A 22181-nucleotide genomic window follows, 5' to 3' on the forward strand; every position below is an offset into this window, starting at 1 on the left:
CTCCGTGATCTCCCAGCTTGGGGCGGCGACGGCCCTACGAAGGGGGCCGCCGCCGCGGCGGGATCAGCCGCGCAGGTCGCGGAGGAGCAGCGCGGTGGCGACGGCGGCCTCCGCCGCCTCGCGGCCCTTGTCCTCCTTGGAGCCGGGGAGCCCGGCCCGGTCGATGCCCTGCTGCTCGGTGTCGAGGGTCAGCACGCCGAAGCCGACCGGCTTGCCGGTCTGGATCGAGACGTTCGTGAGGCCCGAGGTCGCCGCGTCCGACACGTACTCGAAGTGCGGGGTGCCGCCGCGGATGATCACGCCGAGGGCGACCACCGCGTCGGCGCCCGCCTCGAGCGCGACCTTCGAGGCGACCGGCAGCTCGAACGACCCGGGCACTCGCACGAGCGACCAGGAGGCCCCCGACTCGTCGAGCGCGCGGCTCGCGCCCGCGATCAGCCCGTTCGAGATCTGCTCGTGCCAGGTGCCGGCGATGACGACGATCCGCAGGCCGGAGCCGTCGACGGGGGAGGTGGTGGGTGCGCCGCTACCGGCCATGCTGCTGCTCCTTCGTGGTGGCGCCGGCGATCCCGGCGTCGAGGTGGTCGAGGTGGTCGATCGTGAAGTCGTGGCCCATCCGGTCGCGCTTGGTCGCGAGGTAGTCCTCGTTGAACGCGCCGACGCCGACGACGAGCGGGACGCGCTCGGAGACGGTGATGCCGCGGTCGGTGAGCTGGCGCACCTTCTCGGGGTTGTTCGTCAGCAGGCGGACGTCCGAGACCCCCAGATCCTCGAGGATGCCGACGGCGGCCCCGTAGTCGCGGGCGTCGGCGGGCAGGCCGAGCGCGAGGTTGGCGTCGAGCGTGTCGAGGCCGTCCTCCTGCAGGCGGTAGGCGCGCAGCTTGTTGATCAGGCCGATGCCCCGGCCCTCGTGCCCGCGGAGGTAGACGACGACTCCGCCGTCGCGCTGCACGGTGTCGAGGGCCGCATCGAGCTGCGGACCGCACTCGCACTTGAGCGAGCCGAAGGCCTCGCCGGTGAGGCACTCGGAGTGCACGCGGACGAGCGTCGGGCGCTCGCCGCCGACGGTGCCCGCCACGACGGCGACGTGGTCGGCGCCCGTCTGCCGGTCGCGGTAGGCGCGCACCCGGAACGGGCCGTGCGTGGTCGGCACCGTGGTCTCGACCTCGAAGCTCACCCGCGCGCTCTCGGGCACCGGCACCGCGAGGGGGACGTCGGTGTCGCAGTGGAACTCCTGCAGGTACGCGATCAGCGCGGCGACCGTGGTCACGGGGACCCCCTCGCGCTCGCCGAGGGCGATCAGGCCCGGGAGGCGCATCATCTCGCCGTCCTCCGCCACGATCTCCGAGATGGCGCCGACGGGGTAGAGGCCGGCGAGCTTCATCAGGTCGACCGCGGCCTCCGTGTGCCCGTCGCGCTCGCGGACGCCGCCCTCGACGGCGCGCAGCGGCAGGATGTGGCCGGGGCGGTGCAGTCGTGACGGCGTCGCGTCCGGATCGGCGAGGACCCGGAGCGTGTGCGCGCGGTCGGAGGCGCTGATGCCGGTCGAGAGGCGGTCGGCGGCGTCGACCGAGAGCGTGTACGCGGTGCCGCGCGGATCCTCGTTGTCGACGACCATCAGCGGCAGCTCGAGGCGGTCGGCGATCTCGTTGGTCATCGGCGCGCAGATGAAGCCGGAGGAGTTGCGCACCATCCAGGCGATCGTCTCCTGGCTCGCGAGCTGCGCCGAGACGATGACGTCGCCCTCGTTCTCACGTCCCTCGTCGTCGGCGACGATGACCGGCCGGCCGGCGCGGAGCGCCTCGACGGCCTCGGGGATGCTGGAGAGAGTCATTTCCCACCTCCGGGAAGAGTGACGGCGTGCAGGGCGAGCATCCGCTCGACGTGGCGGGCCAGGATGTCGGTCTCGATGTTGACCCGCTCGCCGACGGCGCGGGCGCCGAGGGTGGTGGCCGCGAGGGTCTCGGGGATGAGCGAGACCTCGAACCACTGGTCGGCCTCGGACGCGGGGCTGATCGCCGAGACGGTCAGCGAGACTCCGTCGACCGCGATCGAGCCCTTGTCGGTGACGAGGGGAGCCGCCTCGGGAGGCAGCGAGAAGCGCAGCACGCGCCACGCGTCTCCAGGGGTGATCGACAGCAGCGTCGCGGTGCCGTCGATGTGGCCCTGCACGATGTGGCCGCCGAGGCGGTCGCCGACCAGGGCGGCGCGCTCCAGGTTCACGGAGTCGCCGACCGTCACGCCGTCGAGCGTCGACATCCGCAGGGTCTGCGCCATGACATCGGCGGTGAAGCCGTCCGCCGACTGGTCGACCACGGTGAGGCAGACGCCCGACACCGCGATGGAGTCGCCGTGCCGCGCCCCCTCGACCGCGAGCGGACCGCGCACCGTCAGCCGGATGGCGTCGGGCCCCGTCTCGATCGCGGTGACGACGCCGATCTCCTCGATGATTCCGGTGAACATCAGGACTCCTTCTGCAGGACGGACTTGGGGCGGGCGGTGACCAGGAGGTCGTCGCCGAGGGTCTCCACGGAGCGCAGCGCGAGGCGGTGAGCGCCGCCGATGCTCTCCACGCCGAGATCGTCGAGCGCCAGGCGCGGGCCGCCGAGCAGCGCCGGCGCGAGGTAGACGAGGAACTCGTCGACGAACCCGCCGGCGACGAGGGCGGAGGCGAGGGTCGGGCCGCCCTCGACGTAGACGTGGCGCACCTCGGCGTCGTACAGGCGGTCGAGGACGGCGGAGAGGTCGCGGGTGCGCTCGAGGACCGGGCGGCGCGGGTGATCGAGCACGCGGGCGCCGGCGGGGATCGCGCGGGTGCCGACGACCACCGGGACGGGCTGATCGGCGAGCAGCTCGCCTCCGTCGCCCCTCGCGGTCAGGCTCGGATCGTCGGCGAGCACGGTGCCGGTGCCGACGAGGATCGCGTCGGCGGTGGCGCGCTGCTCGTGCACCCGCTGCCGGGCGGCGGTGCCCGTGATCCAGCGGCTGCTGCCGTCGGCGGCGGCGGTGCGGCCGTCGAGCGTCGACGCCCACTTGAGCGTCACCCAGGGGCGGCGCCGGCGGGTCGCGGCGAGCCAGACGTGCAGGAACTCCTCGGCCTCCTCGGCGAGGACGCCCTCGACGACCTCGACGCCGGCCGCGCGGAGGGTGTCGGCGCCTCCCGAGGACCGATCGCCCGGATCTCCCACGGCGTAGACGACGCGGGTGATGCCGGCGTCGATCAGGGCCCGGCTGCAGGGGCCGGTGCGGCCGGTGTGGTTGCAGGGTTCGAGCGAGACCACGGCAGTGGCGCCGTCGGCGGCTCCCGGGGCGAGCGCGGACAGGGCGTCGACCTCGGCGTGCGCGGTGCCGGCGCCGTGGTGCCAGCCCTCGGCGAGGGTGCTGCCGTCGGGCGCGAGGACGACGCAGCCGACGCGCGGATTCACTCCGCGGGCGGGCCCGTGCTCGGCGAGGGCGAGCGCCCTGCGCATCGCGTGCTCGAAGTCGATCGTCATTCCCGGTCTTCCGTTCGTCGCCGAACTCCGGGGGTGCGATCGGCGGTGCGCGGGCACCGTCGTTCGGCGCCGCGCTCGCGCGTGACGCTCGTGCTGCCTCCCATCCGGACTTTCACCGTCGGTCCCGGAGTTCCACCAGGTCAACCGCCTCCCACCGAAGTGGTCAGCGGCTCGCGGACTGTCACCGCCGGTTCGGACTCTCACCGACCCCGGAGCACGTTCTTTCGCGTTCAGCCTAGTCAACGCGCCTGGGAGCCCCGTATTCCGGCGTCATCGCGCCGTGCGGCGAGGGTCAGGGGTGGGCGCTACCCTCGGCCAGGTGGATGAGGACAGGTACGGGCGGGACGTGCTCGCGGGCGACTGGCGGGCGAGGAACAAGGTCGAGGTCGCGGTGGTCGAGGCCGTGCGCGATCTCGTGGTCGAGGAGGTCGCCTCCGGGTTCGTGGGCGCCGTGGTGGGCGTCGAGCTGCGGATGGTGAAGCTCGAGGACCGCTTCGGCAAGGTCCGCGTGTTCCCGATCGGCCCCGGGTTCCTCATCGACGGCAAGCCGGTGTCGCTGAAGGCGCCCGGCCTCAAGCGCGACGCGAACCTCGGACGCGCGCGCTCCGCCTCCGGGTCGTTCCACGTCGCCGAGGCGAAGGCGCGCGTCGCCCTGCCGAGCCGCATCTACGTCGAGGGCCGGCACGACGCCGAGCTCGTCGAGAAGGTCTGGGGCCACGACCTGCGCATCGAGGGCGTCGTGGTCGAGTACATCGAGGGCGTGGACAACCTCGACGAGCTGGTGCGCGCGTTCCGCCCCGGCCCCGGGCGCCGCATCGGCGTTCTCGTCGACCACCTCGTCCGCGGCTCGAAGGAGTCGCGCATCGCCGACGCCGTCGCGGCCGGGCCGCACGGCGCGCACGTCCTCGTCGTCGGGCACCCCTACGTCGACGTGTGGCAGGCGGTGAAGCCGGCGCGGGTCGGACTCGAGCGCTGGCCCGAGATCCCGCGCTCGGTCGAGTGGAAGCACGGCATCTGCCAGGCGCTCGGCTGGCCGCACGAGGAGCAGGCCGACATCGCTCGCGCCTGGCAGCGGATCCTCGGGCAGGTCCGCACCTTCCAGGACCTCGAGCCGGCGCTGCTCGGCCGGGTGGAGCAGCTCATCGACTTCGTCACGGAGCCGGCGTGAGCCGCCGGGCACGGCTCGGGCTCGGGCTCGACGTCGTGCTCGTGCTCGTCTTCGTGCTGATCGGGCGGCGGAGCCACGACGAGGGCTCCGAGGTCGCCGGGCTTCTCGTGACCCTCTGGCCGTTCCTCGTCGCGCTGCTCGCGGGCTGGCTGCTCTCGCGCTCGTGGCGCTCGCCCGACCGGCTGGTCCCCTCCGGGATCGTGGTCTGGGCGACGACGGTGATCGGCGGGATGCTGCTGCGGATCGCCTCCGGTCAGGGGGTGCAGTGGAGCTTCGTGGTCGTGACGACGCTCGTGCTTGCGCTGTTCCTGCTCGGGCGGCGGGCGCTCACGCGGCTCGTCGGACGGCGCTGAGGCTCAGCCCAGCACCCGGACCCCGAAGTGCTGCGCGAACAGCGGCAGCATGAGTCCGAGCTGCAGCTCGGTGAGCGCGGCCCCCCGCAGCCCGTCGAGCCCGCCGAGCACGTGCAGCTCGGCTCCGCGCAGGTCGAGGTCGTCGATCCGTGCGCCCGGCAGATCGAGCGAGCGGACGTCGCAGTCGACGAACGCCACCCGCGATCCGCTCGCACCGCCGAGGTCGAGCTCGTCGATGGTGCAGCGCTCGAACACGACATCGCGCAGGGTCGCGCCGCGCAGGTTCACGTAGCCGAGCTTGCAGTCGGCGAGGCGCACCTGCTCGAAGGTGCTCTCGTAGAGCTCGGCCGAGCCCAGGCGGGAGGCGAGCAGCTCGACCGAGCGCCAGCGACTCCGCGGTGCCGAGAGCCCCGGCACGTCGAGGCGCTCGAGGCGCGACTCGACGACGGAGGCGGCGCGCAGCTGGGCCCGGTCGAGCAGCGCGCCCTCGAGCACGCACTCGCTGAAGGAGGAGGCGGTCAGATCGACCCCCGAGAGGTCGACGTCGGTGAAGCGCAGCCCCTCCGCGTGCTCGCGGGCGCCGGTGTCGCCCGCGTACCCCTCGGCGAGGTCGTCGAGGACGAGCGGATCGAGTCGGGGAGCGGGGATCGCGGCGCGCACCCGGGGAGCCTACGCGCCTCGCGGGTCCGAGCGGTGGCACGATGTGGGGATGCCCCGACTCCTCGCCGTGTGCCGCGTCGACCGCCTGCTGCCGGACCCCGGCAGCGTGGGGGTGACCGCGATCGACAAGCGCCCCGTCGAGGGCCCCGTGGTCGTCCGCGATCTCGGTCTCTACGCGGATGTGCAGGCCGACCGCGCCCACCACGGCGGCGAGGCCAAGGCGCTCTACGCCTACGCGGCGGAGGATGCGCAGTGGTGGGGCGAGCGCCTCGGCCGTGACACGCCTCCGGGGTTCTTCGGCGAGAACCTGCGCACCGAGGGCATCGACCTCTCGGCTGCCGTGATCGGCGAGCGCTGGCGCATCGGCGAGCGCGTCGAGGTCGAGGTGACGATGCCCCGGACGCCGTGCGCCACCTTCCAGCGGCACCTCGACGAACCGCAGTGGGTGAAGCGCTTCGCCGAGGCGGGCCGCACCGGCGCGTACCTGCGGGTGCTGCACCGCGGCTCCGTCGAGGCGGGCGACCCCGTCGAGGTGCTCTCGGTCCCGTCGCGGGGCGTCGCGCTCCGCCGCTGGTTCGTCGAGCGCCGCGCCGACGACGCGCAGACCCTCCTCGACGCGGAGGCCGCGGGCGAACTGCGCCTCGCCGACGACCTGCGCCCGTACCTGCACCGCGCGCTGGCCTGACGCGCGATCCGACACGACTGGTCGTCGTCGGTCGGGTACGGCGACCATCCGTGACGGATCGGACTGCGCGGCCGGCCTGTGGAGAACGGCGGGGTCTGTGGAGAACGGTCCTCGGTGGCGCTGCTGGGGCACTGTGTCGGCATGCAGCAGCCTTCGCTCCTCCCGCACGGCCTCCGGGGGCGTCCCTTCACGGTCGCGGAGGCGTCGCGCGCGGGCGTCGCCCGCGGCCGGCTCCGCAGCGGAGACCTCCGTGCGCCCTTCCGCGGGGTGCGCACCGACGTCCTCGAGCAGGGTCTCGAGATCCGCGCGGAGGCGCTCCTCGCCGTCCTCGGGCCGGGTGCGGTCCTCAGCCATCTGACAGCGGCTCGGTTGTGGCAGCTCCCGGTGCCGCAGCCGCTCGGGTCCGAACTGCTCCACGTCAGCGTGCGATCGCCGGCACGGGCTCCCCGGCAGCCGGGGGTCGTCGGGCACGCGATCTCGGATCCGCGAGTGCGGCGCGTCCTCCGGCACGGGCTGCCGATCACCGATGGGGCGTCGGTGTTCTGCCACCTGGGCACGCTGCTCGACCTCGACGATCTCGTCGCGGTGGGTGATGCCCTGGTCCTCACGCCGGCGCGCGGCGATCCGCCGGATCCGCGCCCCTGGGTGCCCCTGGTCGAGCTCCAGGAGCGGGTCGCGTGCTTCCGGGGGCGTGGTTCCGCGCGACTCCGCGAGGCGATCGCGCTGGTCCGCGACGGGGCGGAGTCGCGTCAGGAGACGCGTTTCCGGCTCGCGTCGGTACGGGCGGGGCTGCCTGAGCCGCTGCTCCAGGTGCCGCTGTTCACACCGGCCGGAGTCTTCGTCGGGCGCCCGGACGGCTGGTACCCGCGGGAGCGGGTCTCGTGGGAGTACGAGGGCGACGGCCACCGGTCGAGCAACCGGCAGTTCGCCCGTGACGTCGGTCGCTACGACGACTTCCTGGCGAGCGGCGTGCATCCGGTCCGCATCGTCGCCGCCGAGTTCCTCCCGCACCCCGAGCGCTCCGTGGAGCGCCTCCGCCGCGCCCTCGCCGACCGATCCGTCACGAACGGCTCCCTGGAGTGATCCGAGACGACCATCCGTGACGAGTCGCCGCCGCGGAAGCGGGACGCGGCCGTGCTGACGAGCCGACCGCGCGGAGGGCCGGCGGGGACGCCCCTCCGAGGAAACTCCGGGAGGATGGAGGGATGACCCCGACGCTGCTCGAACGGATGCCGACGCCCGACGCCGACGGGCGCGTCGACGACGACGCGGTGTACCTGGCGTTCACCGAGTGGGCCGAGGCGCGCGGGCTGCCGCTGTACCCGGCGCAGGACGAGTCGATGATCGAGATCGCGTCGGGAGCGAACCTGATCCTGTCGACGCCGACCGGGACGGGCAAGTCGCTGGTCGCGATCGGGGCGCACGCGGCGGCGCTCGCGAACGGGAGGCGGAGCTACTACACGGCGCCGATCAAGGCGCTCGTGTCCGAGAAGTTCTTCGCGCTGGTCGACGTCTTCGGGGCCTCGAACGTCGGGATGGTGACGGGCGACTCCTCCGTGAACCCCGATGCGCCGATCATCTGCTGCACGGCCGAGATCCTCGCGAACCTGGCGCTCCGGCACGGGGCCGACACGGACGTCGACCAGGTCGTCATGGACGAGTTCCACTTCTACGCCGACCCCTCGCGCGGCTGGGCGTGGCAGGTGCCGCTGCTGACGCTGCCGCACGTGCAGTTCGTGCTGATGTCGGCGACGCTCGGCGACGTGACGGCGCTCGCCGCCGACCTCAGTCGGCGCACGGGGCGCGAGACGGCGACGGTCACCGGAGTCGAGCGCCCGGTGCCGCTGCACTTCTTCTACGAGATCGCGCCGATCCACGACTCGATCGAGGAGCTGCTGTCGACGAACCAGTCGCCGGTGTACGTCGTGCACTTCTCGCAGGCGGCGGCGCTGGAGCGCGCGCAGGCGCTGACGAGTGCGAACATCGCCAGCCGCGAGCACCGCGACCGCATCGCGGAGGTGATCGGAGGCTTCCGCTTCACCACCGCGTTCGGCAAGACCCTCTCGCGGCTGCTGCGACTGGGCATCGGCGTGCACCACGCGGGGATGCTGCCCAAGTACCGCCGCCTGGTCGAGCAGCTCGCGCAGCAGGGGATGCTGCGGGTCATCTGCGGCACCGACACCCTCGGCGTGGGCATCAACGTTCCGATCCGCACGGTGCTGCTCACGGCGCTGACGAAGTACGACGGCACCCGGATGCGCCAGCTCTCGGCGCGCGAGTTCCACCAGATCGCGGGGCGCGCCGGTCGCGCGGGCTACGACACCGCGGGGACCGTGGTCGTCCAGGCGCCCGAGCACGAGTCGGAGAACCGGAAGGCCCTCGACAAGATGGGCGACGACCCCAAGAAGCGGCGCAAGTGGGTCGCGAAGCGGGCGCCGCAGGGCTTCGTCAGCTGGGGCGAGCCGAGCTTCCGCAAGCTCGTGGACGCGGAGCCCGAGACGCTCACCTCGCACATGACGATCACCTCGGCGATGCTGCTGAACGTGATCGCGCGCGGAGGCGACGCCTACGCGCACGTGCACTCCCTCGTCTTCGACAACCACGAGCCGTGGCGGAGGCAGCTCCAGCTCGCGCGGCGGGCCCTCGGCATCTACCGCACGCTGCGCGAGGCGGGCGTGGTCGAGCAGAGCGTCGGCGAGGACGGCGTGGTGCGGATCCGCCTCACCGTCGACCTGCAGCCGAACTTCGCGCTCAACCAGCCGCTCTCACCCTTCGCGCTCGCGGTCTTCGACGTCCTCGACCCCGAGTCGCCGAGCTTCGCCCTCGACGTGATCTCGGTGCTCGAGGCGACGCTGGACGACCCGCGGCCGATCCTCGGCGCGCAGCAGTTCCAGGCGCGGGGCGAGGCGGTCGCCGCGATGAAGTCGGAGGGGATCGAGTACGACGAGCGGATGGAGCTGCTCGAGAGCGTCACCCACCCCAAGCCGCTCGAGGAGCTGCTCGAGGCGACCTTCGAGACGTACACGGCGGCGCAGCCGTGGGTGCGCGACTTCGAGCTCTCGCCCAAGTCGGTCGTGCGCGACATGTACGAGCGGGCGATGTCGTTCGGCGAGTACACCGCCTTCTACAAGCTCTCGCGGTCGGAGGGGCTCGTCCTGCGCTATCTGTCCGACGCGTTCCGCGCGGCCCGGCAGACCATCCCCGACGAGCTCAAGAACGAGGAGCTGCACGACCTGATCGAGTGGCTCGGCGAGCTCGTCCGGCAGGTCGACTCGTCGCTCGTCGACGAGTGGGAGGAGCTGATCAACCCGACGCTGCACGCGGCCGACCAGTCGATCGTGCCGCCGGCACCGCGCCGCCTCACCGCGAACCACCGCGCGTTCCGGGTGCTCGTGCGCAACGAGCTGTTCCGCCGGGTGACGCTCGCCGCCCTCGACGACCACGAGGCCCTCGGCGAGCTCGACCCCGGCTTCGGGGCCGACGCGTGGGGCGCCGCGCTCGACGACTACTACGACGAGCACGCTTCGATCGGCACCGACTCCGACGCCCGCGGCCCCTCGATGCTGCTGGTGACGGAGGAGCCGACCCGGTGGCGGGTCCGCCAGATCTTCGCCGACCCGGCGGGAGACCACGACTGGGGGATCTCGGCCGTCGTCGACCTCGCGGAGTCGGACGAGGCGGGCGCGGCGGTCGTCGTCGTCACCTCGGTCGGGCGACTGGACGGCGCGGTCTGAGCGCCCAGGCCCCCCGCCGGGGTGAATTCCTCCCTGGGCGAGGTGCCCCCATACTGGGCACCGTGGTCGGGGAAGCGGAGCAGGTGGCGGGAGCGCGCGAGCGTCTCGCCTGGGTCGACACCACCCGCGGACTCGGCGTCGTCGCGGTCGTCCTGTTCCACGTCCTGATCTGGAACTACGCCGGCCTCGTCGACGGCACCTCGGCCGTGGCCGCCGCCTGGGACCAGGTCGGCAGCTCGCTCGGCCGCATCCGGATGCCGATCCTGTTCGCCCTCTCGGGTCTCCTCGCGCACCGCGGACTCCTCCTCGGCTGGCGGGCCGGCACGGCGCGGCTGCGGCTGGTGTCGAACGCGTACCTCTACGTGGTGTGGGTCGTGCTGTACGGGGTCTTCTTCGCACTGCTCGCGCGCCCGGACTTCCCGCACTCGATCGACACGCTCGCGCAGTTCGCGCTGCAGCTCGTGTTCCCCACGACGACGCTGTGGTTCATCTTCGCGCTCGCGGTCTACCCGCTCGTCCTCGTCGGGCTCCGCGCGCTGCGGGTGCCGGACTGGGCGATCCTGCTGATCGGCGCCGCGGCGTGGTTCGTCGCCGCGAACCTCCGGGTGATCCTCTTCGGCGACGCGCTGCTGCAGAACTTCGTCTTCTTCGCCCTCGGCGTGCTGGGGGCGGAGCAGCTGCGCCGGTTCTCGCGCCCCGGGGTCGTGGTGCTCCTGGCTCCGCTGGGCGTCTTCCTGCTCGCGGTCCTCGGCGGGCACCTGGTCGACGGCTCGGCGGCCGACGTGTTCGGCTTCGTCGCGAGCACCGGAGCGATCCCGCTCGCGGTCGCGTCGGCCGCGCTCCTGTGCCGCTGGGCTCCGGCGGCCCGCCTCGGGTCGGCGATCGGCCGACGCACCCTGCCGATCTACCTCCTGCAGGTGCCGCTGCTCGGGCTGTGGTCGCTCCTCGCGGATCCGGAGGCGGAGTGGCTCGTCGCGCTGCTCCGGAACCCGCTCGCCGAGCTCGCCTACCCGCCGCTGGTCACCGCGGCGATCGTCGCGCTCTCGCTCGGGATCCGCAGCCTGCTCGCGAGGATCCCCTCCGATCCGCTGTTCTCGGTCCCCCGGGCGATCACCGCGCTGGCCCGCCCGACGCGGCGCGGCCGGCACGCCTAGGCGCGAGCGGCCCCGCTCGTCACACCCAGATGCTCGCCAGGTACTCGTCGGTGACCTGGGGGCTGCGCTCGTGCACCTCGTCGGCGCCCCACTCGAGGATGGACGGGTCGACCGTCCACTCGCCCGCGTCGGGGGCCGACGTGCCCTCGTAGCCGACCGTCGAGTCGGTGACCTCGGACCAGCTGGACGCGCCGATCGCTCCGATGAAGATGCTGTCGACGGCCGAGCAGCCCTGATCGGCACCGGGACCGTTCGAGGCGGCGAAGTTGCCCCCGGTGTCCGCTCCGTCCGGGAGCGGGAACACGCGGTGCACCACGTCGCCGCCGACGACCAGGCAGTGCTCGTAGCGCACGTTCGGCGCGGAGCCGATCTGGAAGGCCGTGTTGGTCGAGGCGAAGTCGATGCAGTCGACGCTGGTGAAGTCGCCGTAGTAGTTGTCGCCCTGACCCGAGAACTGGATCGTGTCGGTGTGGGCGTTGGAGTTCTTCTCCTTGTACCCGGGAGCGGTGTAGCAGGCCACGCGCCGCACGTAGCGCAGGCCGCCGTCGCCCTTCGTGGGGGTGCGGAGGCTCGTCACGTCCTCGTCGCGCAGCTGGGCCGCGGGGACCACGACCTCGACGACCTCGACGTTCTCGGTGTACGCGACGCCGTCGGCGCCGTGCACGTTGTAGGCGGCGTCCACCTTGATCCGGGCGAACGCGGATCCCGAGCAGCCGGACACGAGGAAGCCGCCGGTGGTGACGAGTCCGGCGATCGTGACGCCGTTGACGCGCAGCATGCGCCAGGAGTTGTCGGTCGTGACCGTCCCGTAGCCGTCGCGCGGGTAGACGAGGATGCGGTTCTCGCGGTCGAGCGATCCGACGTCCTGCATCACGGGGGTGGAGCTCGCGCCGGCGCCGCCGCCGGAGAGCGCGCCGGGCGCGACCAGGATGCGGATGGTGTCGGCGGGGCCGGCCGTCGTCAGGGCGGTCGTGATCGCCTCGGCGATGGCCGTCCACGAGCAGTCCACCTCGATCTCGGTGTCGACGTCGCCGGTGATCCACGGGGTGCCGGAGGGCCAGTGGGTGCCGTTCGGCCCGAACGACTGCACGGGCTGCGGGACGCCGGGGAGCAGATCGAGCTCCAGGGGCGGAGCGCCGGAGTCGCCCGGCACGCTGGGGGAGTCGTCGGGGCGGAACGCCTGGTAGGCGGTGTAGCCGGCTCCGCCGAGAGCGGCGACTCCCAGACCGGCGCCGACCGCTCCGAGGATCACGGCTCGCCGGCTCGGCCGCTTCCGCGGCGGCACTTCGTCGAAATCGAAAGGGGGCTGGGTGGAGTCGGCCAAAGGTGTCCAAACCGTCAGTGGGCGGTGCCGGAGGCGGAACGCCGCGGGTCCGGCGCGCCACGCTGTGCCGTGAGCGCCGCCGTCGGGTCGCCGGAGCGCTCCTCGGGAGACTAGCAGGCGCTCTCGGCGGTCCCCTGGGACCGGTCGGACTAGTGGCCGCGCAGCTCCCGCTTGCGCATCTCGGCGGCGATGTCGGCCTCGGTGATGTCCTTCTTCATCGGGCCCCAGGTGGACGCGGCCTGGCCGACCACTCCGATGCCGATGCCGATCATCGGCCAGATCGGCCAGAAGTAGCCGTCCGCGCCTCCTGCGACCCAGATGCCGGTGGTGATCGCCGAGACGCTGGCCCACCCGCCGAGGGTGCTGAAGAAGTCGCGGCGCTGCTTGAGGTGCCGGACGGCCTGCGCCCTCTCCGTGTCCTCGACGCGCGCCGGGCTGTCGGCCGTGCGCTCCGACGGCGCCGCCGCTCCGGCGGGCTCGACCTCTCTCCGGGCAGCGGGATCGGGGGATCCCCACACGTCGCTCATCCGGTTCCTCCGCCTGTCGTCGTGGTCAGCCTACGCAGGGGGAGACGGGTTCGCATCGGCGGACGAGCGCTCGTCAGGGTGCGGGCTGGCAGTGCGGGCACCACCAGGTGCGCCGGCGCTCGGGGTCGTCGGGGACCTCGGCCCGCACGAGCACCGTCGTGCCGCAGCGTCGGCAGGGGCGCCCCGCGCGCCCGACCACCCAGTGCCGCTCGCCCCGGCGGGTGTCGCCGGTCGTGGTCTGGAACATGCCGGGCACCGTGACGGAGGCGCGGAGGGCGCGCGCGGCGGTCGCGGTGAGCGCGCGGACGTCGAGCGAGCCGACCGGCCGCCACGGCCACGCACCGCGGAGGTAGCAGACCTCGTTCGCCCACAGGTTGCCCAGCCCCGCGATCAGGCGCTGATCGAGGAGGGCGGCGATCACGGGGCGCTCGGGCGTGAGGGAGAGGCGGCGGACCGCCTCCTCGGCGTCCCAGTCGGAGCGCAGCGGGTCGGGACCGAGGTGGCCGATCGCCCGGTGCTCCTCGCGGGTGGGCAGCAGCTCGACCACGGGGAGGTCGAGGCCCCAGACGGTCGTGTCGTCGTCGAGCCGGAGACGGACGCGGACGTCCTTCTGCAGGTGGCGGGGGACGGCGCGGCCGGGGGCCGTCACCGTCCAGGAGCCCTGCATCCGCAGGTGGGTGTGCAGGGTCGCGCCGCCGTCGAGGCGGGTCAGCAGGTGCTTGCCGTGGGTGACGTGCTCGAGGACCCGGAGGCCGGCGAGGTCGGTGCCCGCCGCGTCGCCCGAGCGCAGCTCGCCCGCGACGATCGTCCGCCCGTCCGCCGCCCGCCTGAGGCGGGCGGCGAGACGGTGGACGCTGTCTCCCTCGGGCATGTCCGCACTCTAGGAGGCGTGCCCGAGGGAGGGGCAGGGGTCGCGCAGGGCTCAGCGGGCGCTGTACGCCTGCTCGTAGGTGCGCTCGGTGCCGTCCTTCGCGGTGACCTCGATCGTGGCGACTCCGGCCTTGATCGGGCGCAGCAGCGTGACGTACGTGGTCGAGAACGACTGGCCGGGCTTCACCGAGCTCTTCGTCCTCGTGCCGTAGGGCGTCGCGATCTCGACGGCGACGGCCTCGGGTCCGTTGTTCACGGCGGTCACCGTCAGCGAGCGCAGGAGGCCGAGGCGCTTGGTCTGCGCACTCGTGGCGACGTCGATCACCGTCGCGGGCGCCGCCTCGGGCAGGTCGAGCCCGACGACGACCGGGTCGTGGTCGCTCGAGCGGAAGGCCGACGTGTCGTAGAAGATCGTCGCGTTGTAGTCGTAGCGGCTGTACTCGAGCGCCACCGACTCCCCGCTGTTGATGTTCCAGGTGTCGACCCCGGTCACCGTCGCGTCGGCGGCGGGGGAGGCGAAGACGTGGTCGAGCGAGCCGACCGCCCCGTCGAAGGCGTAGGAGTACTCGCCGTCCTTGGATCCCTGGTCGACGAAGCCGGCGTCGGTGATGACCGTCACCGGGTCCTCCTTCGAGTAGGCGTTGAAGTCGCCGAGGAGGTAGACGAGATCGGTCGCCTTCTCGGTCTCGAGGCGGTCGGCGAAGGCGACGAGCGCGGTGGCCTGCGCCACGCGCGAGGCGTTGGAGGCTCCCTGGCCGTCGCCCTGGTCGGCATCGGCGCCCTCTCCCGAGCCCTTCGACTTGAAGTGGTTGACGATCGCGACGAACTCGCTCTCGGCGTCGCCGATCAGGCGGAACTCCTGGGCGAGCGGCTTGCGCGCGTTCGAGAAGGCGGTGGAGTCGAGCAGGATCTCGGACTCGCCGACGGGCTCGATGACCGCCTTCTTGTAGATGAACGCGGTGCGGATGACGTCCTCGTCGGCGAGGGCCGGGAGGGCGGCGGGGGAGGGCACGTACGCCCAGACCTCCGAGCCGGCGGCGCTGTTGAGCGCGGCGGTCAGCGTGGCGAGGGCCTCGTCGCGCGGCTTGCCGAACTTCGCCGAGTTCTCGATCTCCTCGAGCGAGACGACTCCGGCGCCGAGGGTGTTGATCGCGGTGACGATCTTGGCCTGCTGGCGCTCGAGGTCGTCGGCGTTCGCCGCTCCGCGGGCGTCGCAGCCGGAGTTCACCGTGACGGGGTCGCCGTCGCGGTCGGTGTAGAAGGTGCAGCCGGTGATCGAGTCGCCCGTGGTGGAGAAGTAGTTGAGCACGTTGAAGGAGGCGATCGAGAAGTCGCCGCCGACGGCCTCGGGGGCCGCCTCGCGGGTGTCCGCGAAGGTCGCGGGCTGCACGGAGTCGGCGTTCTCGACGGTCAGCTGCGTCGTCGGCTGGAGGGCCCAGGCGCTGTTGCGGAAGTCGAGGACGACCGGCCGGGTGAACGTCGCGGGCGCTCCGACCCGGATCGGCTCGGTCGGGGTGAGGTAGGGCAGCGGGATCGCCTTGTTCGCGGCCGAGCCCAGGAAGTTGATCGAGGCTCCGTCGTCGAGCGTGATCGCGCGGGCGGCGTTGTCGGCGACGACGGCGGCCAGCTCGGGCGTGCCGGGGCGCGCGACCTCGGTCGGCGTGAGCAGCGGGGAGTCGCCGGCGGCCAGGCCGATCGAGCCGTAGCTGTTGAGGTCGTAGGTGTCGGTGACCGTGAAGGCGCCCTGGGGCGCGATCAGCATGCTCTCGAGCGTCTCGCGCTCCTCGGCGGTGCGGGGCAGACCGACGGCGGCGGGGACGGGCGCGGCGGCCGGGGAGTCGAGCGTGACGACGGTCGCCGCCGAGGTCGGCGTGAGCTCGGTGAGGCCGTTGAACTCGCTGACGGCGCCGGTGATCTGCAGGTGGTCGCCGATCGCGACCGAGCCGACCGAGGCGGAGGAGTAGACGAAGACGGCGTCGGAGGAGGTGCGGCCCTCGCCCTGCGCGCCCGTGCCGGCGGTCTGGACGACGTAGCCGTTGTAGCCGCCGGAGGGGTAGCGGGCGGTGACCACGCCGGTCGTGGTGACGGTCTGCCCGACGAGCGGGGAGGCGGCTCCGGTGCCCTGGATCTCGGCGATCGTCACCGTCGGCGCGCTCGTCGGGGGAGCGGTCGGGGTCGGGGTGGGGGTCGGGGTGGCCGTCGGGGTCGGCTCGGGCGCGGTGGCGCCTCCGCTGGACTCGGGGGTCATCGCGCCGACGCTGAAGTCGGCGGCGTTGGAGTCGGTGTCGCCGGTGGGCGTGTCGGCGCGCGCGATCGACTCGGTGAGCGTGGGCGCCGTCGCCGCGGCCGACTCGAAGGTGTTCGACGTGCCGTAGCCGAGGAGGTCGAGGACGGCGTCGGGCTGCGCCGCGGCTCCGGTCGGCGGTGCGACGAGGGTCGAGGTGCCCTCGACGAGGAAGAGGGTGCCGCCCGCAGCGGCGATGTTGAGGCCGTTCGCGGTCTGATCGGCTGCGGGGAGCGCGGCGCCGTTGCTGCCGTTGCTGGCGCCCTGGATCAGGAAGTGGCCGTCGGCCGGCACGGTGCCGGACAGCGCGACCGTCGTGGTCGGGTTCGCGGTGCCGGTCGCCGAGCGGTACTGCAGCGAGAGGCCCGAGAGGGCGATGTCGGCCCCGGTCGGGTTGAAGAGCTCGACGAAGCGGTGGGTGTACGCGGCGCCGGCGGACCCGCCGCGGGCGAAGACCTCGCTGATGACCAGCTCGTCGCCACCCGGTGCCGCGGTCGCGGGCGTGGCGACCAGCGGGGCGGCGGCGAGCGAGAGCCCGGCGAGGAGCGCCAGACCGAGACCGCGCCTCGGGCGGTGTCGCGTCGGTGCGGGGGCTGTCGACGCGGGTGCTGTCGACGCGGGGGCGTCCGGCATGGATGGTCCTCTCGATCGCCGCGCCCCGAAAGGGGCACGGAATAGCCACGCTAAGCAGTGCGGGTGCCCGGCACGTGAACCGGGTGTTTCATGAACGTAAACTCACCCACCGACATCGGCCCCGCCGATCGCTTCGCGGCCGACACCCGGGAAGGCGCGCGAGACTCGCAGGATGATCTCCTCCGAGCTGGCCAGGGCCCTGCGGACCGCGGGTGTGCGCTGGACGCCCGTCACCGGCGACCGCTTCCGCATCGAGCGCGAGGGGTTCGACGGCGACGTCTTCACCGTCAGCGACATGACCATCGAGGCGCACGAGTACCCCAGCGGCACGGTGCTCGGCTTCAACGGCACGACGGAGTGGGCGCTCGACTCCGTCTCGGTCGAGGACTCGCTGTGGCTGCCGCGGGAGGACCAGCTCCGCGAGCTGCTCCGGGGCACGTTCCGCTCGCTCCGCCGCACGGCCGGGGCCCGGTTCGAGGTCGAGGTCGAGCTCGGCGGGCGGCCCCGCGTGTTCGAGGACGACGCCGCCGAGAACGCCTACGCGGAGGCGCTGCTCGCGCTGGTCAGCTCGGTCGCGGTCGATCTCGACGACGTCGTCTGACGGGTACCTCTCCCCTCGGGCAGACGTGCCCATTCTTCGGAACCCGGCCGTTCTCCACGATCGGACTCGTCGGAACAGACACCCCGAGTCGAGGAGAACCCCATGCGAGACCTGCAGCAATCCACCCTCCGGCGCACCACCGGACTGATCGGCTCCGGCGGCGTCCCCGTCCCCGGATCCGAGACCGCCTACCGCCGCTTCCTCGAGCTCCGGCGCGAGGTCTACGTCGACGAGAACGGCTTCCTCCCCGCGGCGCGAGCGGCCGACGGGGGCGAGACCGACGCCGACGACGTGCGCTCGCTCGCCTTCGCGGTGGTCGAGGAGTCGGCGGGCGAGGTGCGGATCGTCGCCGCACTCCGCCTGATCGTCAAGGGCCGGGTCATCCGCTCGGTGCCGGACGACCGCCTCCCGGTCGAGCGCTACTGGCCGGAGGTCTTCGGCCCCCGGCCGGCGCCGCAGCCCTCGGTCGAGGTCTCGCGGCTCATCGCCCGCCACGAGGACCGCGCCCACCAGCACGAGAGCGTCCTGGAGCTGTACGCGGCGGTGCTCGCGTTCCTCGACGAGGCCGGGCTCCGCTCCGCCTACGGGCTGGTCGACCCGGTGCTCGAGCGGCTGCTCCGCCCCTCGCTCACCGCGACGAGGATCGGTGAGCGCCGCTGGATCGAGGCCTACCGGAGCGTCAACGTCGCGATCGTGATCGACGTCCCGCCGATCCGTCGGCTCAGCCGCTGGCTCCCCGGCCGCTACCTCACGGCGCGCGACATCCTGGTCGGGCTCGACGGCGATCAGGAGCTGGCGGCGTGAGCGTCGACGTCACGGCACCGAGGTACGCCCGGAACCTCGGCTTCTGGAGCGAGGCGGAGCAGATCGCCCTGTGCTCGGCGAGGGTCGCGCTCGCCGGCGTCGGCGGCGACGGCTTCCAGCTCGGCCTCAAGCTCGCGCAGATGGGAGTGCGATCGTTCTCGGTCGCCGACCCGGAGGTCTTCGAACCCGAGAACGCGAACCGGGTGCCCGGGGCCACGCGGGCGGCGGTGGGACGGAACAAGGCCGAGGTGTTCCGCGAGTCGGTGCTGGCGCTCGACCCGGACGCGACCGTCGACGTCTTCCCCGAGGGGGTCCTCCCGGACACGGCGCTCGAGTTCGCCCACGGCGCGGACCTGGTGATCGACGAGACCGAGGTGACGACCCCCGAGGTGGGCGTCCTGCTGGCGCGCACCGCCCGCGGGCTCGACCTGCCGGTGCTGTGGGTGATGAACGTCGGCTGGGCCGCGCAGGCGACCTCGTTCCACCCGCGCTCGCGGCGCACCGTCGAGCGGATGCTCGGCTTCACCGAGGAGCTGCCGCTCGACGAGATCGCGCGACGCCCGGCCGCGCTCGGCAGGACGCTGCCCGTGATCCCGCCCTACACCGACCTGCGGGTGCTGCGAGCCGTGACGTCGACGACTCCCGCGCCGCTGCCCTCGATCGCGCCCGGCGTCGACGCGGCCTCGGCGCTCGGCTCGGTCCAGGCGTTCCTGCACCTCACCGCCGGCGTCCGCAACCGCCGGCCGCGACCGACCTGGGCACCCGCGTTCGCGCACGTCGACGTCTACGGGCGGACCGCGGGCACCGTGCGTCGGCCCCGGCTGTCGGCGGCGCTCAGCCTCGCCCGGGCGGCGACCCGGGACGCGCTCGCGCTGAACCCCCGGGCCGAGTACACGGACGCGGATCGAGAGCGGCGGCTCGCGGCCTAGACCACCTCGAGGTGCAGGCCCGGCTCGGTGTCGGCCACGATGGTGGCGACCGTGCCGCGGCCGGGGGGCAGGAGCCGGACGGTGACCCGGCCGTAGCCGACCTCCTCGAAGGCGCGCGCGGCGGTGGCGGCGACGCGGTCGAGCGTGGGCTCGTCGAGATCGCCGTCCGAGTCGTCGAGGAGGACCACCTCGACGCCGCGCAGACGCGCCGCCCGGACGCTCGAGGCCAGCGGATCGCGCACGAGACCGAAGGCGCGCAGCCCGTCGCGGATCCCCGCCTCGACGTTCGCCGCGTCGCGGGCGAGGGCGGGGGAGTACGGCTCGCCGGCGGCCACTCTCGCCAGGAGCGGCTCGGCGAGATCCGCGACCAGGCGCACGCGCTTCTCCCGCTCGACGAAGCGCCCGTCGGCCTCGGCCGTGCGGGAGGCGAGGCGCTCGCGCTCGGCCCGCACCTCGCCCATCCTGGTGATCGCGTAGCGCAGGCCGAGCCGGAACAGGATCCCGCAGACGAGCAGGATCGAGTACCTCGACACCGACTCGACACCGACGAGCGCGCTGTGGCCGCCCGTGGGCATCCAGGCGAGGGTCACGGTGCCGACCGCGAGGTGCCCGAGGAGCGCCGCGAGGATCCGGCCGCGGAGGCAGAGGGCGAAGAGCGGGAAGGCGGTCCCGCCGAGGAACCAGGTGGCGAAGCTCCCCTCCCAGCCCCGGGGCTCGAGCGCCCACCAGCCGAGCGCGGTGGCGGCCGGCGCTCCGACCGCGATCACCAGGGTGCTCGGCAGTGGGAGGGGATCGCGGGGTCGGTGGACGACCAGCGCGACGAGGAGGGCGACGATCACCACGGCGGCGAGGGTGCCGGCCGGGCGGCGGGACCAGTCGAGGTTGAGGGCGGCGAGGAGGAGGTTGGCCCCGACGAAGAACACGCCGATCACGCGGACGTGGCCGCCGCCGAAGCCGAGCAGGTCGGAGACGTCGGTGCTCTGCTCGAGGCGCCGCCGGCGGGTCATCGGCGCCACTCCAGCCGGACGACGGTGCCCGCCTCGGCCGCGATCTGCGCGGTCGCACCGGCGATCTGCGCGACGCGGGCGAGGATGCTCGTGGTCAGTCCCATGCGGTCGTGCGGGACCGCGGCGACCACGAACCCTCCTCCGTCGTCGCTGACCTCGATCGAGAGACCGCGGTCGTCGACGACGATCGACGCGCGGACGGCGGCCGGGGCGCCCTCCGCGGAGCGGGCGTGCTGCACGGCGTTGCGCGCGGCCTGGACGGTCGCGTCGATGAGGGCGTCGGCCACGGGGGAGGGGACGGCGGTGGCGCCCGACTCGACGCGCGTGCTGATGGTCGCCAGCGGCGCGGCCTCCGTGACGCGGACTCCGGCGGCACGGACGAACTCGCCCGCGGTCAGCACGGCCCGGCTCGGCGTCGGGCCCGACGGGTCGGTCAGTCGGAGCTCGGCGAGGTGCGCGAGGGCGACCCGCGCCGCCGAGCGGGAGAGCTCGGCCGACTGGCTGATCCGCTCCACGTTGAGCAGGAACGACAGGATCTCGTCGTGCACGAGCGCCCCGACCCGGATGCGCTCGCTGCGCCGCCCGGATCGCCCGGCGGCGCGGGCGGCCGAGAGCACCGACTCCCGTGTCGCCCGCTCGAGCGAGCGACCGGCACCGAGGATCGCCTGGGCGAGCCCCGCGAACACCGTGCCGACCATCGCCATGTCGATCGCCTCCTCGATGGCCACGACGGGCGACCCCGACGTGGCGGCGCGGACGCCGAAGAGCAGCAGGCAGACGGCGGCCACGGCGAGCGGTACGACACGGGCGGGGAACGCGACAGCCGCGGCGGTCATCGCCACCGGGACCGCGTCGATGAGCCAGGACGTGACCGCGCTACCGCTCCCGCGCGGCACGGCGGGGACGAGCGCGAGGACGACGACGGCGAAGAGGACGACGTGCGCGCGGAGCACGATCCGCACGGCGCCGAGCGACCCGCGGGTGGCGACGATCAGGGTCACCAGCGGAGCCGGCAGCACCAGGACGGCGGCGGCGAGGGCCCAGAGCGGCGAGACGGCGCCGCCGTCCTCGGCGAACCCCAGCGCTGCGACGGCGTGGAACGCGATGCCGCCGATGCTGAAGGCGACGACGAAGATCCGCTCGAACCGGTCGCCGATGCCGTAGCTCGGCGCGTCCTCCGGCGCGGCGGCGCCCCGGCTCACAGCGGGCCTTCGAGCAGGCCGTCCTCGATCGCGCGGATGTAGAGCTCGACCTTCGTGCCCGCATGACGGCCGACCCGCGCGTACTTGGCGCGGATCCGCCCGACGTAGTGGGTGACCGTGTCGCGCGACAGCCCGGTGAGGTAGGCGACGCGCTGGGCCTTCTCGCCCGCCGCGTAGAGGGCGAGCACCTCGCGCTCGCGAGCGCTGAGGCCGGCGTCGGCGAGCTCGACGTCGGCGTCGAGCGCGGCGGCCCAGTCGGTCGAGGCGACCGCGACGCCTTGCGCCGCCGAGCGGACGGCGTCGAGGAGCACGGAGTCGTCCTCGGACTTGCGCACCATCCCCAGGGCGCCGGCCCGGGCGGCGGAGCGGACCGAGTCGGGATCGTCGCCGGCCGAGAAGATCAGGACGCGCGTGCCGCGGCGCATCAGCCGCGAGACGTTCTCGCCAGCCTCGCTGCCGTCGCCGAGCCGGAGGTCGAGGATGACGAGATCGAACGCGGCGGCGTCCTCCTCGATCTCGGCGACGGTGGAGGCGACCGCATCGGCCCGCAGATCGGCGGTGCCGCGCAGCAGCTCGGCGATCCCCGACCGCACGATGGCGTGATCGTCGATCACGCAGATCGAGCGCACGGGGTCGTCGGGGAGGGGCGGTGCTGATTCGGGGCTGCGGAGAAGGGTGCTCACGGCGGCGGGCATCGGTGTCCTGGGTCGTCAGGGGAGGGCGGGCCGTCGGGTGGTCGGCATCGGGTGGCC

The 22181-nt window shown here is 73.4% G+C and carries 21 protein-coding genes and 1 riboswitch; of the genes, 9 read left to right on the forward strand and 12 right to left on the reverse strand.

The features are described 5' to 3' along the window. Nucleotides 1–63: 63 nt before the first annotated feature. From ribH to ribD, 4 genes are read right to left on the reverse strand one after another with little or no spacing between them, the layout of a single operon-like run. Complete coding sequence (gene ribH, locus GSU68_RS05180) at nucleotides 64–537, reverse strand: 6,7-dimethyl-8-ribityllumazine synthase (protein ID WP_159906093.1); 474 nt, start codon at nucleotides 535–537, stop codon at nucleotides 64–66. Beyond that, entirely contained in the window at nucleotides 527–1834 is a 1308-nt protein-coding gene (ribA, locus tag GSU68_RS05185; RefSeq protein WP_159906095.1) for a GTP cyclohydrolase II, read from the reverse strand. The genes ribH and ribA overlap by 11 nt, the downstream gene beginning before the upstream one ends. Then, entirely contained in the window at nucleotides 1831–2463 is a 633-nt protein-coding gene (locus GSU68_RS05190; protein WP_159906097.1) for a riboflavin synthase, read from the reverse strand. The genes ribA and GSU68_RS05190 overlap by 4 nt, the downstream gene beginning before the upstream one ends. Beyond that, nucleotides 2463–3494: a bifunctional diaminohydroxyphosphoribosylaminopyrimidine deaminase/5-amino-6-(5-phosphoribosylamino)uracil reductase RibD gene (ribD, locus tag GSU68_RS05195; protein WP_244259397.1), complete on the reverse strand. Its 1032-nt coding sequence runs from the start codon at nucleotides 3492–3494 to the stop codon at nucleotides 2463–2465. Before ribD ends, GSU68_RS05190 begins: the two co-directional genes overlap by 1 nt. 87 nt (nucleotides 3495–3581) lie before the next feature. Then, nucleotides 3582–3715: riboswitch (FMN riboswitch) on the reverse strand. Between the two features lie 98 nt (nucleotides 3716–3813). Between ribD and GSU68_RS05200 the strand changes: the two genes are divergently transcribed. Beyond that, nucleotides 3814–4662 (forward strand): DUF3097 domain-containing protein, encoded by an 849-nt coding sequence (locus GSU68_RS05200; RefSeq protein WP_167305277.1) that lies wholly within the window; start codon nucleotides 3814–3816, stop codon nucleotides 4660–4662. Then, nucleotides 4659–5015 (forward strand): DUF3054 domain-containing protein, encoded by a 357-nt coding sequence (locus tag GSU68_RS05205; RefSeq protein WP_159906099.1) that lies wholly within the window; start codon nucleotides 4659–4661, stop codon nucleotides 5013–5015. The genes GSU68_RS05200 and GSU68_RS05205 overlap by 4 nt, the downstream gene beginning before the upstream one ends. Nucleotides 5016–5018: 3 nt before the next feature. Here the strand turns inward: GSU68_RS05205 and GSU68_RS05210 are convergent, their stop codons facing one another. After that, the gene (locus GSU68_RS05210; RefSeq protein WP_159906101.1) at nucleotides 5019–5675 is read right to left on the reverse strand and encodes a pentapeptide repeat-containing protein; all 657 of its coding nucleotides are present in this window, start codon (nucleotides 5673–5675) and stop codon (nucleotides 5019–5021) included. Between the two features lie 49 nt (nucleotides 5676–5724). Between GSU68_RS05210 and GSU68_RS05215 the strand changes: the two genes are divergently transcribed. From GSU68_RS05215 to GSU68_RS05230, 4 genes are all read left to right on the forward strand, one after another. Further along, on the forward strand, nucleotides 5725–6360 hold the full coding sequence (locus GSU68_RS05215) for an MOSC domain-containing protein (RefSeq protein WP_159906103.1): 636 nt from the start codon (nucleotides 5725–5727) through the stop codon (nucleotides 6358–6360). A gap of 141 nt (nucleotides 6361–6501) precedes the next feature. Next, nucleotides 6502–7443 carry a hypothetical protein gene (locus GSU68_RS05220; RefSeq protein WP_159906105.1) on the forward strand — a complete coding sequence of 314 codons (942 nt, stop codon included), beginning with the start codon at nucleotides 6502–6504 and terminating at the stop codon, nucleotides 7441–7443. Nucleotides 7444–7565: 122 nt separating this feature from the next. Continuing rightward, nucleotides 7566–10094 (forward strand): DEAD/DEAH box helicase, encoded by a 2529-nt coding sequence (locus tag GSU68_RS05225; RefSeq protein WP_159906107.1) that lies wholly within the window; start codon nucleotides 7566–7568, stop codon nucleotides 10092–10094. A gap of 62 nt (nucleotides 10095–10156) precedes the next feature. After that, nucleotides 10157–11248, forward strand: a complete 1092-nt coding sequence (locus tag GSU68_RS05230; protein ID WP_159906109.1) for an acyltransferase family protein — start codon at nucleotides 10157–10159, stop codon at nucleotides 11246–11248. Between the two features lie 19 nt (nucleotides 11249–11267). Here GSU68_RS05230 and GSU68_RS05235 read toward each other — a convergent pair whose 3' ends face one another. From GSU68_RS05235 to GSU68_RS05250, 4 genes are all read right to left on the reverse strand, one after another. Continuing rightward, a complete protein-coding gene (locus GSU68_RS05235; protein WP_159906111.1) occupies nucleotides 11268–12500 on the reverse strand; it encodes a hypothetical protein in 1233 nt (410 codons plus the stop codon). A gap of 221 nt (nucleotides 12501–12721) precedes the next feature. Further along, nucleotides 12722–13099: a 2TM domain-containing protein gene (locus tag GSU68_RS05240; protein ID WP_159906113.1), complete on the reverse strand. Its 378-nt coding sequence runs from the start codon at nucleotides 13097–13099 to the stop codon at nucleotides 12722–12724. Between the two features lie 73 nt (nucleotides 13100–13172). Further along, a complete protein-coding gene (locus GSU68_RS05245; protein WP_159906115.1) occupies nucleotides 13173–13970 on the reverse strand; it encodes a DNA-formamidopyrimidine glycosylase family protein in 798 nt (265 codons plus the stop codon). A gap of 51 nt (nucleotides 13971–14021) precedes the next feature. Beyond that, complete coding sequence (locus GSU68_RS05250) at nucleotides 14022–16886, reverse strand: ExeM/NucH family extracellular endonuclease (protein ID WP_159906117.1); 2865 nt, start codon at nucleotides 16884–16886, stop codon at nucleotides 14022–14024. Between the two features lie 172 nt (nucleotides 16887–17058). Between GSU68_RS05250 and GSU68_RS05255 the strand changes: the two genes are divergently transcribed. The 3 genes from GSU68_RS05255 (at nucleotide 17059) to GSU68_RS05265 (ending at nucleotide 19220) form a co-directional block, all read left to right on the forward strand. Next, complete coding sequence (locus tag GSU68_RS05255) at nucleotides 17059–17487, forward strand: pilus assembly protein CpaE (RefSeq protein WP_159906119.1); 429 nt, start codon at nucleotides 17059–17061, stop codon at nucleotides 17485–17487. A gap of 102 nt (nucleotides 17488–17589) precedes the next feature. After that, nucleotides 17590–18291 (forward strand): hypothetical protein, encoded by a 702-nt coding sequence (locus tag GSU68_RS05260; protein WP_159906121.1) that lies wholly within the window; start codon nucleotides 17590–17592, stop codon nucleotides 18289–18291. Next, nucleotides 18288–19220 (forward strand): ThiF family adenylyltransferase, encoded by a 933-nt coding sequence (locus GSU68_RS05265; protein WP_159906123.1) that lies wholly within the window; start codon nucleotides 18288–18290, stop codon nucleotides 19218–19220. Before GSU68_RS05260 ends, GSU68_RS05265 begins: the two co-directional genes overlap by 4 nt. On the opposite strand, the gene GSU68_RS05270 is transcribed toward GSU68_RS05265, so the two are convergent. From GSU68_RS05270 to GSU68_RS05280, 3 genes are read right to left on the reverse strand one after another with little or no spacing between them, the layout of a single operon-like run. Further along, a complete protein-coding gene (locus GSU68_RS05270) occupies nucleotides 19217–20227 on the reverse strand; it encodes a hypothetical protein (protein WP_159906125.1) in 1011 nt (336 codons plus the stop codon). The two genes, GSU68_RS05265 and GSU68_RS05270, sit on opposite strands and share 4 nt — an antisense overlap. Then, nucleotides 20224–21429 carry a hypothetical protein gene (locus tag GSU68_RS05275; protein WP_159906127.1) on the reverse strand — a complete coding sequence of 402 codons (1206 nt, stop codon included), beginning with the start codon at nucleotides 21427–21429 and terminating at the stop codon, nucleotides 20224–20226. The genes GSU68_RS05270 and GSU68_RS05275 overlap by 4 nt, the downstream gene beginning before the upstream one ends. Beyond that, nucleotides 21426–22124, reverse strand: a complete 699-nt coding sequence (locus GSU68_RS05280) for a response regulator transcription factor (protein WP_159906129.1) — start codon at nucleotides 22122–22124, stop codon at nucleotides 21426–21428. Before GSU68_RS05280 ends, GSU68_RS05275 begins: the two co-directional genes overlap by 4 nt. Nucleotides 22125–22181: the final 57 nt, after the last annotated feature.

It is taken from the genome of Rathayibacter sp. VKM Ac-2759 (genome assembly GCF_009834225.1).
Taxonomy (GTDB): domain Bacteria; phylum Actinomycetota; class Actinomycetes; order Actinomycetales; family Microbacteriaceae; genus Rathayibacter.

What these genes read in the sequence shown, in the direction of transcription:
- ribH (WP_159906093.1), bottom strand. Translation starts at nt 537, where the DNA reads ATGGCCGGTAGCGGCGCACCCACCACCTCCCCCGTCGACGGCTCCGGC.
- ribA (WP_159906095.1), bottom strand. Translation starts at nt 1,834, where the DNA reads ATGACTCTCTCCAGCATCCCCGAGGCCGTCGAGGCGCTCCGCGCCGGC.
- GSU68_RS05190 (WP_159906097.1), bottom strand. Translation starts at nt 2,463, where the DNA reads ATGTTCACCGGAATCATCGAGGAGATCGGCGTCGTCACCGCGATCGAG.
- ribD (WP_244259397.1), bottom strand. Translation starts at nt 3,494, where the DNA reads ATGACGATCGACTTCGAGCACGCGATGCGCAGGGCGCTCGCCCTCGCC.
- GSU68_RS05215 (WP_159906103.1), top strand. Translation starts at nt 5,725, where the DNA reads ATGCCCCGACTCCTCGCCGTGTGCCGCGTCGACCGCCTGCTGCCGGAC.
- GSU68_RS05220 (WP_159906105.1), top strand. Translation starts at nt 6,502, where the DNA reads ATGCAGCAGCCTTCGCTCCTCCCGCACGGCCTCCGGGGGCGTCCCTTC.
- GSU68_RS05225 (WP_159906107.1), top strand. Translation starts at nt 7,566, where the DNA reads ATGACCCCGACGCTGCTCGAACGGATGCCGACGCCCGACGCCGACGGG.
- GSU68_RS05240 (WP_159906113.1), bottom strand. Translation starts at nt 13,099, where the DNA reads ATGAGCGACGTGTGGGGATCCCCCGATCCCGCTGCCCGGAGAGAGGTC.
- GSU68_RS05245 (WP_159906115.1), bottom strand. Translation starts at nt 13,970, where the DNA reads ATGCCCGAGGGAGACAGCGTCCACCGTCTCGCCGCCCGCCTCAGGCGG.
- GSU68_RS05250 (WP_159906117.1), bottom strand. Translation starts at nt 16,886, where the DNA reads ATGCCGGACGCCCCCGCGTCGACAGCACCCGCGTCGACAGCCCCCGCA.
- GSU68_RS05255 (WP_159906119.1), top strand. Translation starts at nt 17,059, where the DNA reads ATGATCTCCTCCGAGCTGGCCAGGGCCCTGCGGACCGCGGGTGTGCGC.
- GSU68_RS05260 (WP_159906121.1), top strand. Translation starts at nt 17,590, where the DNA reads ATGCGAGACCTGCAGCAATCCACCCTCCGGCGCACCACCGGACTGATC.
- GSU68_RS05270 (WP_159906125.1), bottom strand. Translation starts at nt 20,227, where the DNA reads ATGACCCGCCGGCGGCGCCTCGAGCAGAGCACCGACGTCTCCGACCTG.
- GSU68_RS05280 (WP_159906129.1), bottom strand. Translation starts at nt 22,124, where the DNA reads ATGCCCGCCGCCGTGAGCACCCTTCTCCGCAGCCCCGAATCAGCACCG.